The following is a 15,285-nucleotide window of genomic DNA, read 5'->3' as shown; positions in this document are numbered from 1 at the left end:
TGTGAATACGAGACCGGGCGAGGGGCGCGGGCCGGGGGGGGCCCGGGGCCGGCGGCGCCACCGCCGCGGGGGCGGCCGGCTCCTCGTCGACGGAGACGCCGAAGTCGGTGGCGATGCCCGCGAGCCCGTTGGCGTACCCCTGGCCGACCGCGCGCACCTTCCAGACGCCGCCGCGCTGGTAGACCTCGACGACCACCAGGGCGGTCTCCGTCCCGAGCCGGGGCGGGGTGAAGGTCGCGATCACCGCGCCGCCGCCCGCGGCGTCCCGCACGGTGGCCGTGGGCTCGATGCCCTGGAAGCTCTGCCCCGCGGCGTCGGGGCTGGCCGTGACCACGATCCGCTCGATGCCGGGCGGCAGCGCGCCGGTGTCCACGGTGATCGAGTCCGGCGCCGTACCGCCGCCGGACCGGTAGCTGACACCGGGCCCGGTGGGCTGGTTGTAGAAGATGAAGTCGGCGTCGGAGCGCACCTTGCCGTCCGCCGCGAGCAGCAGGCCCGACACGTCGAGCCGGACCGGCGCGGCCACGTCCACCGTCACGCGGGTGGTGTGGAGCGGCAGGTTGGAACCAGGGGTCATAGCGGTCATGCCGGGAGAACGAGCGGCGCCGCTTTGCCGTTCCCTTACCCTCGGCGCGATTTCAGCGACGGTTGCGGGGGTGCTCGCGGGCCGTACGCTCGTTGCCGAACCGGTAGGAACCGGTCCAGCGCGCCATCACCAGCTGGGCGTCCCCGGACTCCGCCTCGGCGAGGAACTTCGCGGCCCGGCCGCCCCGCAGGGTGGCCGCGGCGCGGCCCCGGTGCGTGATGACGACCGTGCCGTCGCCGTGTACCGCGTACGCGAATCCCTGTGGTCGGCCCATGGGGCGCAGCCTGCCCGGCCGGGGGCGGGCGGGCAACGGGTTTACCGGGGCCCGAGCGCCGCGCCCCGCCCGGGCGGGGGCCGTCTCAGCCGCCGGTGACCCGGCGCGGCACGCCCAGCGGATTGCCCTCGCGCAGCTCCGGCGGGAGCAGCGCGTCCGGCACCGACTGGTACGCCACCGGGCGCAGCCAGCGCTCGATCGCCGTGCCGCCGACGGAGGTGGAGTGCGAGGTGGCGGCCGGGTACGGGCCGCCGTGGTGCTGGGCCGGGGCCACCGCGACCCCGGTGGGCCAGCCGTTCACCACGACGCGTCCGGCGAGTTCCGTCACCTGCGCGATCAGCGCGGCGGCCGGGCCCGGGGCGCCCTCGGTCTCGGCCCGCGACAGCTGGAGGGTGGCGCTCAGGTTGCCGCCGAGCCGGGCCAGCACGGCGGCGGCCTCGTCCGTGCCGCGGTAGCGGACGACGACGGTCACGGGCCCGAAGCACTCCTCCAGGAGCAGCTCGTACGGGCCGCCTTCCAGCAGCCGCGCCGCCGCGACGCCCAGGTAGCCCGCGGCGACGGTGTGCTCCCCGCCGGCGCCGGGCGGGACGGGGGCGGTGACCCCGTGGAGGGCGGAGCGCTCGCGGACCCCGGCGACGAAGCCGTCCCGCATCCGGTGGTCGAGCAGTACCCCCGGTCCGGATTCTCCGAGCTGCTTGGCGAGCGCGGCGGCGAGCCGGTCGCCGTCCGCGCCCTCCGGCACCAGGACCAGGCCGGGCTTCACGCAGAACTGGCCGACGCCCAGGGTGACGGAGGCGGCGAGTCCGGAGCCGATCTCCTCCGCGCGCTCGGCGGCGGCCGCCGGGGTGACCACGACGGGGTTGAGGGAGCCGAGCTCGCCGTGGAAGGGAATGGGCACCGGCCGGGCGGCGGCCGCGTCGAACAGGGCCCGCCCGCCCCGGACGGAACCGGTGAAGCCGGCGGCGGAGACCAGCGGGTGGCGGATCAGTTCCAGACCGGCGTCGAAGCCGTGGACCACCGTCACCACGTCCGCCGGCAGGCCGCTCGCCACGGCGGCCCGGCGCAGCAGCTCCCCGCACAGCTCGGAGGTGGCCGGGTGGTCCGGGTGGGCCTTGACCACCACCGGGCAGCCGGCGGCGAGGGCGCTCGCGGTGTCCCCGCCGGGCACGGAGAAGGCCAGCGGGAAGTTGGAGGCGGCGTACACGGCGACCACGCCCAGCGGCACCTTGTAGCGGCGCAGCTCGGGGCGGGGCGGGGTGAGGGAGGGGTCGGCCCGGTCGATGCGGACGTCGAGGTAGGCGCCCTCCTCGACCACGTCGGCGAAGGCGCGCAGCTGGCCGGTGGTGCGGGCGAGCTCGCCGGTGAGCCGGGCGGTGCCCAGGGCCGTCTCGGCGTCCGCGCTCTCCACGACCTGCGGGGCGGCCCCGTCGAGCAGGCCGGCGGCGGCCCGCAGGAAGGCGGCGCGCACGGACGCGTCCGCGAGGGCGCCGCGCGCGGCGTGGGCCGCGCGTACGGCGCGGTCCACGTCCGGGGCTGTGGCTTCCACCGCAACCCGTTCGCGCTGCTTCCCGGTGCGGGGGTCCACACTCCAGACTGGATTCGCCGTCATGGCCCGCTCCTCCTCGGATCGTTCAGTATTCTGAACGCCGTTCCGGTGGATGAATGATCACTTCTGCTGCGGACTCTAGGTTCCGCGTCCACCGGGTGACAAGAGGCGACCAGGGCCGACCACGAGGGGAAGCAGGCGGATGACGACAGCCGAGACGGCGGGGACGGCCGGGACAGCAGGGACGGATCGGGCGGCGGAGGCTGCGGGGACGTCAGAGACGGCCGGCCCTCCGGCACAGGCCGGCCCGGGACTGCCCGCGGCGGCGCCGCCGGTGAAGTCGGCCGTGCGCACGGTCCTCCTGCTGGAGCACTTCGCGGCCCACCCCGGACTGCACAGCCTCGCCGACATCCAGAACGACCTCTCCCTGCCGAAGTCCAGCCTCTACATGCTGCTGCGCACCCTGGTGAACCTGGGCTGGGTCGAGACGGACGCCACCGGCACCCGCTACGGCATCGGCGTACGGGCCCTGCTCGTCGGCAGCTCCTACATCGACGGCGACGAGGTGGTCGCGGCGGCCCGGCCCAGCCTGGACCGGCTCTCCGACGACACCACCGAGACCATCCACCTGGCCCGGCTCGACGGAACGAGCGTCGTCTACCTCGCCACCCGGCCCTCCCGGCACTACCTGCGCCCCTTCACCCGCGTCGGGCGGCGGCTGCCCGTCCACTCGACCGCCCTGGGCAAGGCACTGCTGGCCACGCACACCGACGACGAGGTGCGCAGGATGCTCCCTAGGCGGCTGGAGGCCGTCACGGAGCACACCATCACCGACCGGGAGCGGCTGGTGGAGGAACTGGCGCTGGTCCGGGAGCAGGGGTACGCGGTCGACCGGGAGGAGAACACGCTCGGGCTGCGCTGCTTCGGGGTGGCCGTCCCGTACCGCACGCCCGCCCGGGACGCGGTGAGCTGCTCGGTGCCCGTGGCCCGGCTGACGGAGGACCACGAGCGGACGATCAAGGCCGCGCTGTTCGAGGCGCGCGACCGGCTGTCGGTGGTGACGCGGCGCATGTGAGGCGGCGCATGTGGGGCGGTGGGGGCGGGAGTTCCTCCCCCGTGCGGGGGAGACGGTTCCCCATCGCGGGGGAGGTGGCGCTGTGCCGCGCACGGGACCGTTGACCCATGAGCACACAAGCCGTCCACGCGACGCACGCGATGAGCACGACGAGCACGACGCCGCCGTCGGTCCCCCGGCCGGGGACCGGGCACCGCATCCTGCGGGCCACCGCCCTGGCCGCCACCCTGCCGTACCTGACCCTCAAGGCGGCCTGGCTGGGCGGGAGCCGGATCGGGATACCGGAGGGCAGCGTCCTGTTGAGGGCCGGGGCGGCCCTGACCGTGGGCAACGCCGTCACGCTCGCCATGGACGCCTGCGTGATCCTGCTCGTTCTGGTGCTGACCAGGCCCTGGGGCATGCGGGTCCCCGGGTGGCTGCTGACCGTGCCGGTCTTCGTCGCCACCGGGCTGCTCACCCCCATAGTCCTCGGATACCCGGCCCAGCTCCTCGTGAAGGCCCTGGGCATGGGCGCCGGCGAGGCGGCCAGGGCGGCCCGCGAACCCTTCCTCGAACCCTGGGTGTTCGCCGTGGTCTACGGCGGCTTCATCATCCAGGCCATCGCCCTGGCCGGACTGTTCGTCCCCTACGCGAGGCGGCGCTGGGGCCGGCTCTGGCAGGGCGCGCCGGGGCGGCGGCTCCCGTCATCCACGGGGGTGGTGGCGGGGGCCGCGGCACTGGCGGGCGCGACGGCGGCAGCGGCGCAGGCGTACTGGGCCTTCGGCGGGACCGCCGGGCTGCCCGCCGAGCGGGCGGCGGCGTACTCGGCGGAGACCGGCGTGGTCTCCGGGGTGCACGCGATGTGCGCCGTGGCCGCCGCGGCGGGGGCGGTGATGCTGGCCCGGGGCGGGGCGCGCCGGGCGCGGTGGTCGCCCGCCCTCACCTGGATCGGCTCCTCCGCCGCGCTGAGCTGGGGGGCGTGGACGCTGATCGCCGTCCTGGGCGTGAACCTCGGGGAGGACGAACCGTCCACCACCGCCTTCTTGCTGGCCTACGCTGACCAGATGATCACCGGACTGCTGGCCGGGGCCGTCCTGGTCCGCCACCTCCGCGCCCCGCGCGGGGGGCTGGGCCGGGGAGGGGGCCGGGCGGCCGGGTAGCGGCGCCGGGAGCGCCGGCGGGCCGGGGAGCCTACGGGGAGTGGCATGGACGGGGGAGGGGGACAGCCGTGCGCGGGTCCGGTGGAGGCCGGCCGGTCAGGCCGGGTGCGGCGGCGCCGCGGTGGGCCGGGCGGCTGGTGGGAGCGCGGGCCAGGCTGCGGTGGGTGCACCTGGTGCTCGGCGGCGCCCTGCTCATGCCGTACCTGCTGCTCGCCCAGGTCGGAGTCGGCGCGGCGGTCGGCGGGGCCAATGTCCTGGCCTCCCTCCCGCTGACCCTGCTCTCCTACGCGGCCTCCCTGCCCCTGATCGCGGTGACCGGGCTGTTCGGGCTGGTCAGACCGCTGTCCGTGACGGCCGTGCGGGTCCTGACCGGGGTGCGGGGGGACCTGCTCGCGGACGGTCCGGCCCGGTCCTGGGGAGCCCGCTGGCGGGCCTCCGCCTGGTGGACCCTGCACCTGGGCGTCGGGGCGGTGGTCAGCGGGGTGAGCCTGGCGGTACCGCCCCTGGGCGTCGTGCTCGTCGCCATGCCGTTCTCCGGGGCCCTGCGTGCCTCGGTATGGGGCGCGGGCCTGGCGGGCGAGACGGATCCGTACGTCGCCCCGCTGATCGGGGTCGCGCTGCTGACCGCGCTCGCGGCCGTCTGCGCCGGGGCGGGGGCACTGCTGGCCCGGCTCGCACCCGTGCTGCTCGGGCCGACCGCGGCGGACCGGCTGGCCGCCGCCGAGGAACGCGCCGCCGACCTCGCCGTGCGCAACCGGCTGGCCCGCGAACTGCACGACGCCGTGGGCCACGCGCTGAGCGCCGTCACCCTCCAGGCGGGGGCGGCCCGGCGGGTCCTCGACAGCGACCCGGAGTTCGTCCGCGAGGCGCTCGCCGCGATCGAGGAGACCACCCGGCGCACCGTCGGCGAGCTCGACGCCGTCCTCGGCCTGCTGCGCGACGGCGACCCGGCCCGGGCCGACGCCATGCCGGCCCCGACCCTGGCCGGAGACCTCGACGGGCTGCTGGCCCGCACCCGGGCCGGGGGCACCGCCCTCACCGCCGAGCAGGACCCCGGCCCGGCCGGGGACTGGTCGCAGCTCCCGGCCATCACCTCCCGCGAGGCGTACCGGATCGTCCAGGAGGGCCTGAGCAACGCCCTGCGCCACGGCGACGGCCCCGTCTCCCTGCTCATCCGCGTCCACGCACCCGACGGCCACCGCGAACTGGAGATCACCATGACCAACCCGCCCGCCCAGGACCCGCCCGCCCCCGAAGCGGGCCCACGGCGGACCACCGGCGGCCGCGGACTGCGCGGCGCCGCCGAGCGGGCCGCCCTGCTCGGCGGCCGCGTCGAAGCCGGACCGCACGGCGGCCGCTGGCGGCTGCGGGCCGTCCTGCCGCTCGGCGCCGCCGCCCAGGTCCCGGGAGGCGGGCGATGAGCCGGCCCCCGCTGCGCGTGGTCGTCGCCGACGACGAGCGGATGGTCCGCACCGCCCTGCGCGTCATCCTCGACGCCGAAGCCGATCTGGAGGTGGTCGGCGAGGCCGCCACCGGCGCCGAGGCCGTCTCCCTGGTCCGCTCCCTCGCCCCCGACGTCGTCCTGATGGACGTGCGGATGCCCGAGATCGACGGCATCCGGGCCACCGAGCAGATCCTCGCCACCATGGCCCACCCGCCCAGGGTCGTGGTCGTCACCACCTTCGAGAACGACGCCTACGTCTACGACGCGCTGCGCGCGGGCGCGTCCGGGTTCCTCCTCAAGCGCGCCGACCCGGACGAGCTGATCGGCGCGGTCCGGCTCGTCGCCCGCGGGGACTCCCTGCTCTTCCCGGCGGCCGTCCGCACCCTGGCCGCCGCCCACTCGGCGGCCGCCCCGCCCGCACCCCCGGCCTGGGCGGCCCGGCTCACCGACCGCGAGGCCGACGTCCTGCGGCTGATGGCCACCGGACTGTCCAACCACGAGATGAGCGAGCACCTCGGCGTCGGCCCGCAGACCGTCAAGACGCACGTGGCCGCCGTCCTCGCCAAGACGGGCTCCCGCGACCGCACCCAGGCGGTCATCGCCGCCTACGAAGGGGGCTTCCTCATGAGGAAATCCTGAGAACCCCGCCACAATCGGGGCAGAGCGGAACGCCCGGGGCCTGCCGAACGTCCTTCTGGGGGATGAACAAGACGATCAGGCGTGCGTCGGTCTTCTGTCTGCTTCTGGTGCTGGCCCTCCTGGTGCGGGTCACCTGGGTGCAGGCGTACCAAGGCCAGGCCCTCGCAGACAACAAGAACAACCGCCGCAACCTCATCGGGCAGTACGAGAACCCGCTGGGCAACATCATCGTGGGCGGGACGGCGATCACCGGATCGACCAGGACGGGAGGCAAGGACTTCGGTTACAAGCGCACCTACACCGACGGCCCCCTCTACGCGCCGATCACCGGCTACAGCTCCCAGGCCTTCGGTACGAGCATGCTGGAGGGCGTCTACAAGAACGTGCTCAACGGCTCGGACAGCCGGCTCAAGACGGTGATGGACATCCTCACCAACAAGCGGGCCGCCCCGGGCAACGTCCTGACCACCATCGACAAGGACGTCCAGAAGGCCGCCTACGACGCCCTCGACGGCAAGCAGGGCGCCGCCGTGGCCATCGACCCGGCGACCGGTGAGATCCTCGCCGTGGTCAACAACCCCTCCTACGACCCGGGCCGCATCTCGGGGGCCGGTGACCAGGCCGCCTGGGACGAGCTCTCCGCCGACAAGGGCAAGGCCATGGAGAACGTGGCCCTGCGCAAGCCCCAGGCCCCCGGCTCCACCTTCAAGCTGGTCACCCTGGCCGCCGCGATCGAGAACGGGCTGGTCACGAACATCGACCAGCCGACCGGGGTCCCCGGCAACTACACGATCCCCGGCACCCGCACCAAACTGCCCAGCGAGGCGGGCGACGAGGCCTGCAACAACGCCTCTCCCCGCACCGCCCTCCGGCTGTCCTGCAACAACGTCTTCGCGGAGCTGGCCTCCAAGCTCGGCCAGGACAAGATGCGGGCCATGGCCGAGAAGCTCGGCTTCAACACGCAGATCGACACCCCGGTCCGCACCAACCCGCCGAGCAAGTACCCGACGAAGAAGCTGTCCGTCGACCAGGTCGCGCAGACCGGTATCGGCCAGTTCGACGTCCAGGCCACCCCGCTCCAGATGGCCATGGTGACCGCCGCCATCGAGAACGGCGGGACGCTCGTCGCCCCGCACATGGTCTCGGAGGTGACCGACTCGGGCGGCACCGTGCTGGAGAGCTTCAAGGAGCCCAAGGCCCAGCAGGTCCTGAACCCGAAGACCGCCTCGATGCTCCAGGACGCCATGCGCACCGTCGCCACCGAGGGCGGGGGCAAGCCCGCGCAGGTGGCGGGCGCCGAGGTCGGCGGCAAGACGGGCACCGCCCAGCGCGGCGTGAACAACAACATCCCGCCCCTCGCCTGGTTCACCTCCTATGGCAAGGCGGGCGGCAAGCAGATCGCGGTGGCGGTGATGATCGAGAACTCGGACACCGACCGCTCCGAGATCGGCGGCGGCAAGCTGGCCGCGCCCATCGCCCAGAAGATGATGGCGGCGTGGCTGAAGAAGTAGCCACCGCCTGAAGGGCCGCGACGCGCCGGGAACCGACGGGGTTCCCGGCGCGTTCCCCTTCCCATGATCAGGACCGCACTCCTCGAAGACCTGGACGCCATCGCCGCCCTGCACGCCCGGGCGCGCGCCACCTACTACCGGGGCCGCGTCCCCGAGCAGGCCTACGCGGGCGAGGCCGAACTGGCCCGCTCCCGCGAGGGCTGGTCCCGCGCGGTGAGACGGCCGGAGGCCCAGGGCCGGGTCTTCTGCGCCGAGCGGGACGGGGAGATCACCGGGGTGGCCGCCTTCCTCACCGCCGACGGCGAGACCACCCTCACCCAGCTCCACGTGGACCCCGCCCACTGGCGCCGGGGCACCGGGGCCGCCCTGCACGCGGCCTGCCTCGCCGCCTGGCGCCGGGCCGGGGTCGAACGGGTCCGCCTGGAGGTCTTCGAGCACAACCTCCGCGCGCAGGCCTTCTACGCCTCCCACGGCTGGCGCCCCGACCCCTCGGCCGTCCCCTCCGGCTCCCACCGCACCCTGTGGCTGGAGGTGGACGGGGCTCCGGAGGAATGAGCGCGTCCGACGCATGGAGGCGTCCGGGGTAATGAGGGCGGCCGGGGTAATGAGGGGGTCCGGGGAATGAGACGGAACGGCGAATGGTTGAACCACAAACCGTTTCGCCCGGCGAAACCCCGCCCCACCCCCCACCCGGAATCCGGAGAGAAGAAGGATCATGCGCGTCGAGATCTGGAGCGACATCGCCTGCCCCTGGTGCTACATCGGAAAGGCCCGTTTCACGAAGGGCCTGGCCGAGTTCGCGCACCGCGACGAGGTGGAGGTCGTCTACCGCTCCTTCGAGCTCGACCCCCACAGCGCCAAGGGCGTCACCGCCCCCGTCCTGGAGATGCTCGCCCGCAAGTACGGCCGCACCCTCGACGAGGCGCGCGGCATGGAGGAGCACGTCGCCGCCAGCGCCCGCGCCGAAGGGCTGGAGTACCGGACCGACGGCCGCGACCACGGCAACACCTTCGACATCCACCGCCTCCTGCACCTGGCCGCCGCCCGGGGCCGCCAGGTGGAACTCCTCGACCTCGCCTTCCGGGCCAACTTCGCCGAGGAGCGGTCGGTCTTCGACACGGAGGTGCTGCTCGCCCTCGCGGTGGAGGCCGGTCTCGACGAGGCGGAGGCCCGCGCGGTCCTCGCCGACGACTCCGTCTACGCCGCGGAGGTCCGGGCAGACGAGCGCGAGGCGGCCGAACTGGGCGCCAACGCCGTCCCGTTCTTCGTCCTCGACCGGCGTTACGGCATCTCCGGCGGCCAGCCCGCCGAGGTGTTCACCCGGGCCCTCGAACAGGCCTGGGCCGGACGCGAACTGCCCGAGCCGGCCGCCGACGCCGAGGCCTGCGAGCCGGACGGGGCCTGCGCCGTCCCCGGCGCCTGACCGGCGGCCCCTCGGCCCGGGGCGCCCCCGTACCTCCCGTACCGGGCGCCCCGCGGCCCCGCCCCCGTCCGCCCGGCGCGCTCGCCCCGCGACCCGGCCGTAGGCTGGACGTACACGCGCACGGCGAGCGACCGCGCCTGCTCGCGGCGCGTCAGATCGCTTCCGTTTCAACCAGCTCGGGGAACCCGACTCCTTTGCGGAAGGAGACCCCGATGACCGCCAAGAAGCGTACGTCCGCCGCCTCCGGGGCCGCCACCACGGCGGACGGGCAGGAACAGCTCATCGCCTCGGCCAAGCAGTACATCCGTACCCACGGGTCCGGATTCCTCAAGGACCCCAACATCTCCTCGATCGGCATCGGCTACCGGGAGACGAAGGGCAGGCGGACCAAGGAGCTCACCCTCCAGTTCACCGTCGACACCAAGGTGACCCCGGAGGGCCTGGCCCCCCTCAACACCACGCAGATCCCCCCGGTCATCGACCTCGGCGGCGGCCGGACCCTGCGCGCTGAGCATGCAGGTGGCGCCGTCGTTCTTGTCGAAGACGATGCAGCCGAGGGTGCCCGCGTGCAGGTGGACGCTGCTGACGCTCACTCCGGGGCGGACCGGGTCGACGCGCTTCTGCCGCTCCGGGATCTGTGCCTCGGGGACGACGAGGAAGTGCGGCTGGTAGCTGCGTTCGATCACGTCGGTGCAACTGGCACGTGCTGAACGGCCGCGACGGCAGGACGGGCGACGAGGTCGTCCAGCCGGGAACCGACGACGACAGCCGGTTCGCCGCCAACCGCCTCGGCGTCCTGCGGCGCGCCCACCTCGGCACCGCCGGCGACTGCGCCGTCTCGACCATCACCGAACGCGGTGTCGACGCCGGCATCCTCGACCTCGGTGTCACGCCGAAGCAGCTCGGCGAGCCGCACATCGACGACAAGGTCGTCAAGTCCGGCCGTACCACCGGCGTCACGCACGGCATCGTCACCCGGCCGTTCGCCAAGGTCCGCGTCCCCTACGGTCCGCCGATCGGGACCAAGGAGATCGAGTGCTTCGAGATCGGTCCCGACCCCCGCCACCCCGCGGCCGGCGGGGAGATCAGCACGCACGGCGACTCCGGCTCGGCCTGGATGTTCAAGACGCGGGCCGGCAGGCCCTCGGACGTACTGGCCGGCCTGCACTTCGGCGGCGAGGACGAGTCCGACCCCGTGGACCGGGCGCTGGCCTGCTTCCCGCGCGCCGTCTTCGAACAGCTGAAGATCACCCTGGACCCGCCGGCCGTGGCCTCCCTGGAGTCCGTGGCCGCCGGGTACGACCCCGGGTTCCTCTCCGTGCCGGTGCCCACCCCCTCGCTCAACCCCTCGATCAAGGACACCGCCGTACGCGTCGACGGCTCCGAGGTGATCCCGTACACCCACTTCTCCCTGGCGCTGAGCAAGCCGCGGCGCTTCGCGATCTGGGTGGCCTGGAACATAGACGGCGGCGCGCTCAAGGCCCTGAACCGCAAGGGGATCGACTTCGTGACGGACCCGCGCGTGCCGGCAGGCGACCAGGTCGACAACGCCCTGTACAAGGGCGCCGCCAACCGGCTCGACCGCGGCCACATCGCCCGGCGCGCCGACCTGTGCTGGGGCCCGCTGCCCGAGGCCGAGAAGGCCAACCACGACTCGTTCTTCTACACCAACATCACTCCGCAGATGGACGACTTCAACCAGAGCAAGCGGAACGGCCTCTGGGGAAGGCTGGAGGACGCGGTGTTCGAGGACGTCGACGTCGAGCACCTCAAGGTGAGCGTCTTCGGCGGGCCGGTCTTCCAGGACGACGACCGGGAGTTCCGCGGCGTGCGGATCCCCCGCGCGTTCTGGAAGATCATCGTCTTCTCCGAACAGGGCACGTTCAAGGCCAAGGCGTTCCTGCTGGCGCAGAACCTGGTCCTGCCCGAATCCCTCGAACTGGACGAGTTCCGCGTGTTCCAGGTCAAGGTCGACGAGGTCCAGAAGCAGGCCCACATCCGCTTCCCCGCCGTGATGACCGCCGCCGACACCCTGGTGGTCCCCGAGTCGCTGGAGGAGCGGCAGCCGTTGGAGAGCCTGGCGGACATCGACTGGAGCTAGGGCCTGTCGTCACACTCCCCTCTGGGCGACGAGGGGAGTATGACGACAGGCCCTAGCGCCAGGCCGCCGAGGCCGCCTCCAGCGCCGCCGCCGGATCCGCCGACAGGGCCGAGGCCAGGGCGCGCAGCGATGCCGCGACCGCCTCCGGCGAGGCCGCCCGGCCGTAGTGGTTGACCCGGACCATCTCCTGCGCGAGCGCCCCGCCGCCCGCCGCGAGCGGGGCCGACGCGTCCGCCGCCAGGGCCCGGGCCACCACCGCTGCGGCCTCCGGCACCCGCAGGGTCGTCGCCACCGGGGCGGCCTGCGCCGGGTCCCCGACCCACGGGGCCAGGCCGAGCGCGGCCGCACCCGCCCGGGTGGCCCGGGCCGCCGCAGCGTGCCGGCCGAGGACGCCGTCCAGGCCCTCCTCCGCGATCCGGTCCAGGCAGGCCTCCAGCGCCAGCATCTCCAGCTGCGCCGGGGCGTGCGGCAGCGCCTTGCGGCCCCCGTCGATCCAGCGCTCCTTCCAGTCCAGCAGGGAGAGGTACGAGCGCCGGGGCGCGGCCGGGTTGGCCGCGAACCGTTCCCACGCCCGCTCGCTCACCGACACCGCCGAGACCCCCGCCGGGCCGCCCATCGCCTTCTGGCCGCCGATCACGCACAGGTCCACGCCCCACGCGTCCGGCAGCAGCGGTTCGGCGCCCACCGAGGCGACCGCGTCCAGCATGAACAGCGCCCCGTGGGCCCGGACGGCCTCGCCGATCTCCGCGACCGGGTTGGTGTTCCCGGTGGCCGCCTCGGCGTGCACCAGCGAGACGAAGTCGATCTCCGGGTGCTCGGCCAGCGCGCGGGCCACCTGCTCCCCGCTCACCGCCGTGTCGAAGGGCACCGCCAGGTCCACCACCTTCGCCCCGGCGTCGCGCAGCCAGTTGCCGAACGTGGTCCCGTACGGGCCGGTGACGACGTTCAGCGCGGTCGAACCCGGCCGTGCCCCCGAGCGGATGCACCCCTCCAGCGGCAGCAGCGCCTCGCCCTGGGTGACCACCACGTCGTGCCGGGTGTCCAGCAGCCGTGCGACGCCCCGCTCGATGGCGGCGAAGCGCTCGGCGGTCAGCGGCGGAAGGTCCAGCAGGGGGTGGGTCACGGTGGTGCTCTCTTCGTCCGGGGTCACCGGCCGAGCCTACCCAGCGCGCACGTACAGTGCGGACATGAGTGATCACAAGGGTGTGCTCCATGTGAAGGGACGCGTGCTCGTCGGGCCCCACGAGGTCCGCGACGAGCTCTGGGTCGTCGGCGGACGGATCACCTACGAGCGGCCGGCCGCCGCCCGCGAGGTCACCACCGTCACCGGCTGGGCCCTGCCGGGACTCGTCGACGCGCACTGCCACGTCGGCCTCGACGCCCACGGCCCGGTCGACGCGGCGACCGCCGAGGCGCAGGCCCTCACCGACCGGGACGCCGGCACCCTGCTCATCCGCGACGCGGGCTCCCCGTCCGACACCCGCTGGATCGACGGCCGCGAGGACCTCCCGAAGATCATCCGGGTGGGCCGGCACATCGCCCGGACCCGCCGCTACATCCGCAACTACGCGCACGAGATCGAGCCGCCGCAGCTCGTCGAGTACGTGGCCCGGGAGGCCCGGCGCGGCGACGGCTGGGTCAAGCTGGTGGGGGACTGGATCGACCGCGAGGCCGGCGACCTGACGGCCTGCTGGCCGCGCGCCGAGGCCGAGGCGGCCATTGCCGAGGCGCACCGGCTGGGCGCCCGGGTCACCGCGCACTGCTTCGCGGAGGACTCGCTCCGCGACCTCGTCGAGGCGGGCATCGACTGCATCGAGCACGCCACCGGGCTCACCGAGGACACCATCCCGCTCTTCGCCGAGCGCGGGGTCGCGATCGTGCCCACGCTCGTCAACATCGCCACGTTCCCGAAGCTCGCGGCGGGCGGCGAGGCCAAGTTCCCCCGCTGGTCGGCGCACATGCGCCGGCTCCACGAGCGGCGCTACGACACCGTCCGCGCGGCCTGGGACGCGGGCGTCGGGGTGTACGTCGGCACGGACGCGGGCGGCTCCCTGCCGCACGGGCTCGTCGCCGCCGAGGTGCAGGAGCTGGTGAAGGCGGGGATCCCGTCGCTCGACGCCCTCTCGGCGACGGCCTGGGCGGCCCGTGAGTGGCTCGGCCGGCCCGGCCTGGCCGAGGGCGCGCCCGCCGACCTGGTGGTCTACGGCTCCGACCCGCGCGAGGACGTACGGGTGCTGGCGCAGCCGGAGCGGGTGGTCGTGGACGGGGCGGTCCGCGCCTGAGCCGGTACGGCGGGCGGGCGGCGGCACGGGGTTGACGGAGCGTTACGCGGCGCCCCCGGCCCTCGTTGAAGTTGTCCGAAAAGCGGCGGCGGCCACCCTGATCACGAGACCTGAGGGAACTCGTGTGCCGTGTGGGGCGCAACAAATCGAATACGCGCATGGAAACCACCCGTTGGGGTGAACTCACCTCAGGTGGCCGCCCGTTCACTCAGAGTGCGTAAAGATTTCGGGCGTCGAAGCCGTCGGCGTGCGCGATGTCCCCCATTGGCGCCGCGGCGGCACCCATCTCCCCGGGGGTTCCACCACTTTGAACAGCAACACCTTCCGCCTGCCCGCGGCCGTCCTGCTCGCCACAGGGGCGGTCGCCCTGCTCGCCGCACCCCCCGCCCTCGCCGCCGACGGCGGCGGCAGCGGCAGCGGCAGCGGCCAGGGCACCTCCGGAGCCGTCGTCCTGCGCACCGGACTGGACGTCGGCCTGCTCAACAAGGCGGTGCACGTACCGCTGAAGGCCACCCTCAACGAGGTCAGCGCCCCCGCCACGGCCCAGAAGACGGCCCTCACCGTGACCCTCGACGGAGCCGAGCAGGGTCAGCCGGTGAACGTCCTCACGGCGGACGCCGCCACCGCCAAGGCGACCGCCGACGCCCAGGGCGCCCGGGCCGAGGCGAACCTCGCCCACGCCCGGGTCCACGTCCCGGGCCTGCCCGCGCTCTCCCTCATCGAGGTGCAGCAGGTCACCTCCAAGGCCGTCTGCGAGGCGGGCGCCAAGCCGGTCGCCACCTCCGACGTCCTCGGCACCGTCACCGCCCTGGGCAAGAAGGTGACCCTGACGGCCGGCGGCCCCACCAAGGTCGAGGTGCCCGGCGTCGGCCTGCTCTCCCTGGAGCTCTCCGACACGCAGACCACCTCCACCACCGCCGCGGCGGCCGCGCTGCGCCTGAAGGTGTCGGTGAACCCGCTGAACCTCAACGTCGCGCAGGTCGACGGCGAGGTCGTCCTGGCCGAGGCGCACTGCGAGTCCCCCAAGCCGGCCGCGAAGCCCGCGGTGAAGCCGGACGTGAAGGCGCAGACCGCCGTCTCCACTCCCGCCCAGGCCAACCTCGCCGAGACCGGGGCCGGTTCGGTCACCCCGTGGGTCGCGGGCGGCGCGCTGCTCCTGCTCGGCGCCGGTGCCGGGGCGCTCGTCCTGACGCGGCGCGGGCGCAGCTCGTAACGAGGACGACCTCCTGCTCCACGCGGGCGTACCCGGTCCGCCCGGCGGCCGG

Annotated in this window: 14 protein-coding genes and 1 pseudogene; 11 read left to right on the top strand and 4 right to left on the bottom strand. The window is 74.3% G+C overall.

Annotated features, from left to right (window positions below; all coding sequences use genetic code 11):
- The 3 genes from WDV06_RS19050 to WDV06_RS19040 all read right to left on the bottom strand — a co-directional run.
- Positions 1–586, bottom strand: a 586-nt coding sequence (locus tag WDV06_RS19050) for a TerD family protein (protein WP_395510956.1), incomplete at its 3' end; no start/stop codon positions are given.
- A gap of 52 nt (positions 587–638) precedes the next feature.
- Entirely contained in the window at positions 639–860 is a 222-nt protein-coding gene (locus tag WDV06_RS19045) for a hypothetical protein (protein WP_395510955.1), read from the bottom strand.
- Between the two features lie 85 nt (positions 861–945).
- Entirely contained in the window at positions 946–2,469 is a 1,524-nt protein-coding gene (locus WDV06_RS19040; protein WP_395510954.1) for an aldehyde dehydrogenase (NADP(+)), read from the bottom strand.
- A 250-nt stretch (positions 2,470–2,719) separates the two neighbouring features.
- Between WDV06_RS19040 and WDV06_RS19035 the strand changes: the two genes are divergently transcribed.
- The 9 genes and pseudogenes from WDV06_RS19035 (at position 2,720) to WDV06_RS18995 (ending at position 11,738) form a co-directional block, all read left to right on the top strand.
- Positions 2,720–3,481 (top strand): IclR family transcriptional regulator, encoded by a 762-nt coding sequence (locus WDV06_RS19035; protein WP_395510960.1) that lies wholly within the window; start codon positions 2,720–2,722, stop codon positions 3,479–3,481.
- 107 nt (positions 3,482–3,588) lie between these two features.
- Positions 3,589–4,620 carry a hypothetical protein gene (locus WDV06_RS19030; protein ID WP_395510953.1) on the top strand — a complete coding sequence of 344 codons (1,032 nt, stop codon included), beginning with the start codon at positions 3,589–3,591 and terminating at the stop codon, positions 4,618–4,620.
- Between the two features lie 194 nt (positions 4,621–4,814).
- The gene (locus WDV06_RS19025) at positions 4,815–6,041 is read left to right on the top strand and encodes a sensor histidine kinase (protein WP_395510959.1); all 1,227 of its coding nucleotides are present in this window, start codon (positions 4,815–4,817) and stop codon (positions 6,039–6,041) included.
- Positions 6,038–6,703 carry a response regulator gene (locus WDV06_RS19020; RefSeq protein WP_395510952.1) on the top strand — a complete coding sequence of 222 codons (666 nt, stop codon included), beginning with the start codon at positions 6,038–6,040 and terminating at the stop codon, positions 6,701–6,703. The genes WDV06_RS19025 and WDV06_RS19020 overlap by 4 nt, the downstream gene beginning before the upstream one ends.
- Before the next feature lie 62 nt (positions 6,704–6,765).
- Positions 6,766–8,214, top strand: a complete 1,449-nt coding sequence (locus WDV06_RS19015) for a peptidoglycan D,D-transpeptidase FtsI family protein (protein ID WP_395510951.1) — start codon at positions 6,766–6,768, stop codon at positions 8,212–8,214.
- A gap of 48 nt (positions 8,215–8,262) precedes the next feature.
- Positions 8,263–8,769 (top strand): annotated as a pseudogene (locus WDV06_RS19010) (GNAT family N-acetyltransferase); the annotation flags it as partial.
- A 160-nt stretch (positions 8,770–8,929) separates the two neighbouring features.
- Positions 8,930–9,637, top strand: coding sequence for a DsbA family oxidoreductase (locus tag WDV06_RS19005; RefSeq protein ID WP_395510950.1), 708 nt, complete (start codon positions 8,930–8,932; stop codon positions 9,635–9,637).
- Between the two features lie 212 nt (positions 9,638–9,849).
- Positions 9,850–10,347 (top strand): hypothetical protein, encoded by a 498-nt coding sequence (locus tag WDV06_RS19000; RefSeq protein ID WP_395510949.1) that lies wholly within the window; start codon positions 9,850–9,852, stop codon positions 10,345–10,347.
- Complete coding sequence (locus WDV06_RS18995; RefSeq protein WP_395510948.1) at positions 10,341–11,738, top strand: DNA/RNA non-specific endonuclease; 1,398 nt, start codon at positions 10,341–10,343, stop codon at positions 11,736–11,738. The genes WDV06_RS19000 and WDV06_RS18995 overlap by 7 nt, the downstream gene beginning before the upstream one ends.
- A 52-nt stretch (positions 11,739–11,790) precedes the next feature.
- Here WDV06_RS18995 and WDV06_RS18990 read toward each other — a convergent pair whose 3' ends face one another.
- A complete protein-coding gene (locus WDV06_RS18990) occupies positions 11,791–12,861 on the bottom strand; it encodes a pyridoxal-phosphate-dependent aminotransferase family protein (protein ID WP_395510958.1) in 1,071 nt (356 codons plus the stop codon).
- A gap of 64 nt (positions 12,862–12,925) precedes the next feature.
- Here WDV06_RS18990 and WDV06_RS18985 point away from each other — a divergent pair, with 64 nt between their 5' ends.
- Both WDV06_RS18985 and WDV06_RS18980 read left to right on the top strand, forming a co-directional pair.
- Positions 12,926–14,020 (top strand): amidohydrolase family protein, encoded by a 1,095-nt coding sequence (locus WDV06_RS18985; protein WP_395510947.1) that lies wholly within the window; start codon positions 12,926–12,928, stop codon positions 14,018–14,020.
- Between the two features lie 307 nt (positions 14,021–14,327).
- Positions 14,328–15,233, top strand: coding sequence for an SCO1860 family LAETG-anchored protein (locus WDV06_RS18980; protein WP_395510946.1), 906 nt, complete (start codon positions 14,328–14,330; stop codon positions 15,231–15,233).
- Positions 15,234–15,285 lie beyond the last annotated feature (52 nt).

Source organism: Streptomyces racemochromogenes, assembly GCF_044129415.1.
In the GTDB taxonomy this organism is placed as follows: domain Bacteria; phylum Actinomycetota; class Actinomycetes; order Streptomycetales; family Streptomycetaceae; genus Streptomyces; species Streptomyces racemochromogenes_A.
Note: the sequence above shows the minus strand (reverse complement) of the source record. Positions and strands in the feature narration are given on the sequence as shown.

What these genes read in the sequence shown, in the direction of transcription:
- WDV06_RS19045 (WP_395510955.1), bottom strand. Translation starts at nt 860, where the DNA reads ATGGGCCGACCACAGGGATTCGCGTACGCGGTACACGGCGACGGCACG.
- WDV06_RS19040 (WP_395510954.1), bottom strand. Translation starts at nt 2,469, where the DNA reads ATGACGGCGAATCCAGTCTGGAGTGTGGACCCCCGCACCGGGAAGCAG.
- WDV06_RS19030 (WP_395510953.1), top strand. Translation starts at nt 3,589, where the DNA reads ATGAGCACACAAGCCGTCCACGCGACGCACGCGATGAGCACGACGAGC.
- WDV06_RS19025 (WP_395510959.1), top strand. Translation starts at nt 4,815, where the DNA reads ATGCCGTACCTGCTGCTCGCCCAGGTCGGAGTCGGCGCGGCGGTCGGC.
- WDV06_RS19020 (WP_395510952.1), top strand. Translation starts at nt 6,038, where the DNA reads ATGAGCCGGCCCCCGCTGCGCGTGGTCGTCGCCGACGACGAGCGGATG.
- WDV06_RS19015 (WP_395510951.1), top strand. Translation starts at nt 6,766, where the DNA reads ATGAACAAGACGATCAGGCGTGCGTCGGTCTTCTGTCTGCTTCTGGTG.
- WDV06_RS19005 (WP_395510950.1), top strand. Translation starts at nt 8,930, where the DNA reads ATGCGCGTCGAGATCTGGAGCGACATCGCCTGCCCCTGGTGCTACATC.
- WDV06_RS19000 (WP_395510949.1), top strand. Translation starts at nt 9,850, where the DNA reads ATGACCGCCAAGAAGCGTACGTCCGCCGCCTCCGGGGCCGCCACCACG.
- WDV06_RS18985 (WP_395510947.1), top strand. Translation starts at nt 12,926, where the DNA reads ATGAGTGATCACAAGGGTGTGCTCCATGTGAAGGGACGCGTGCTCGTC.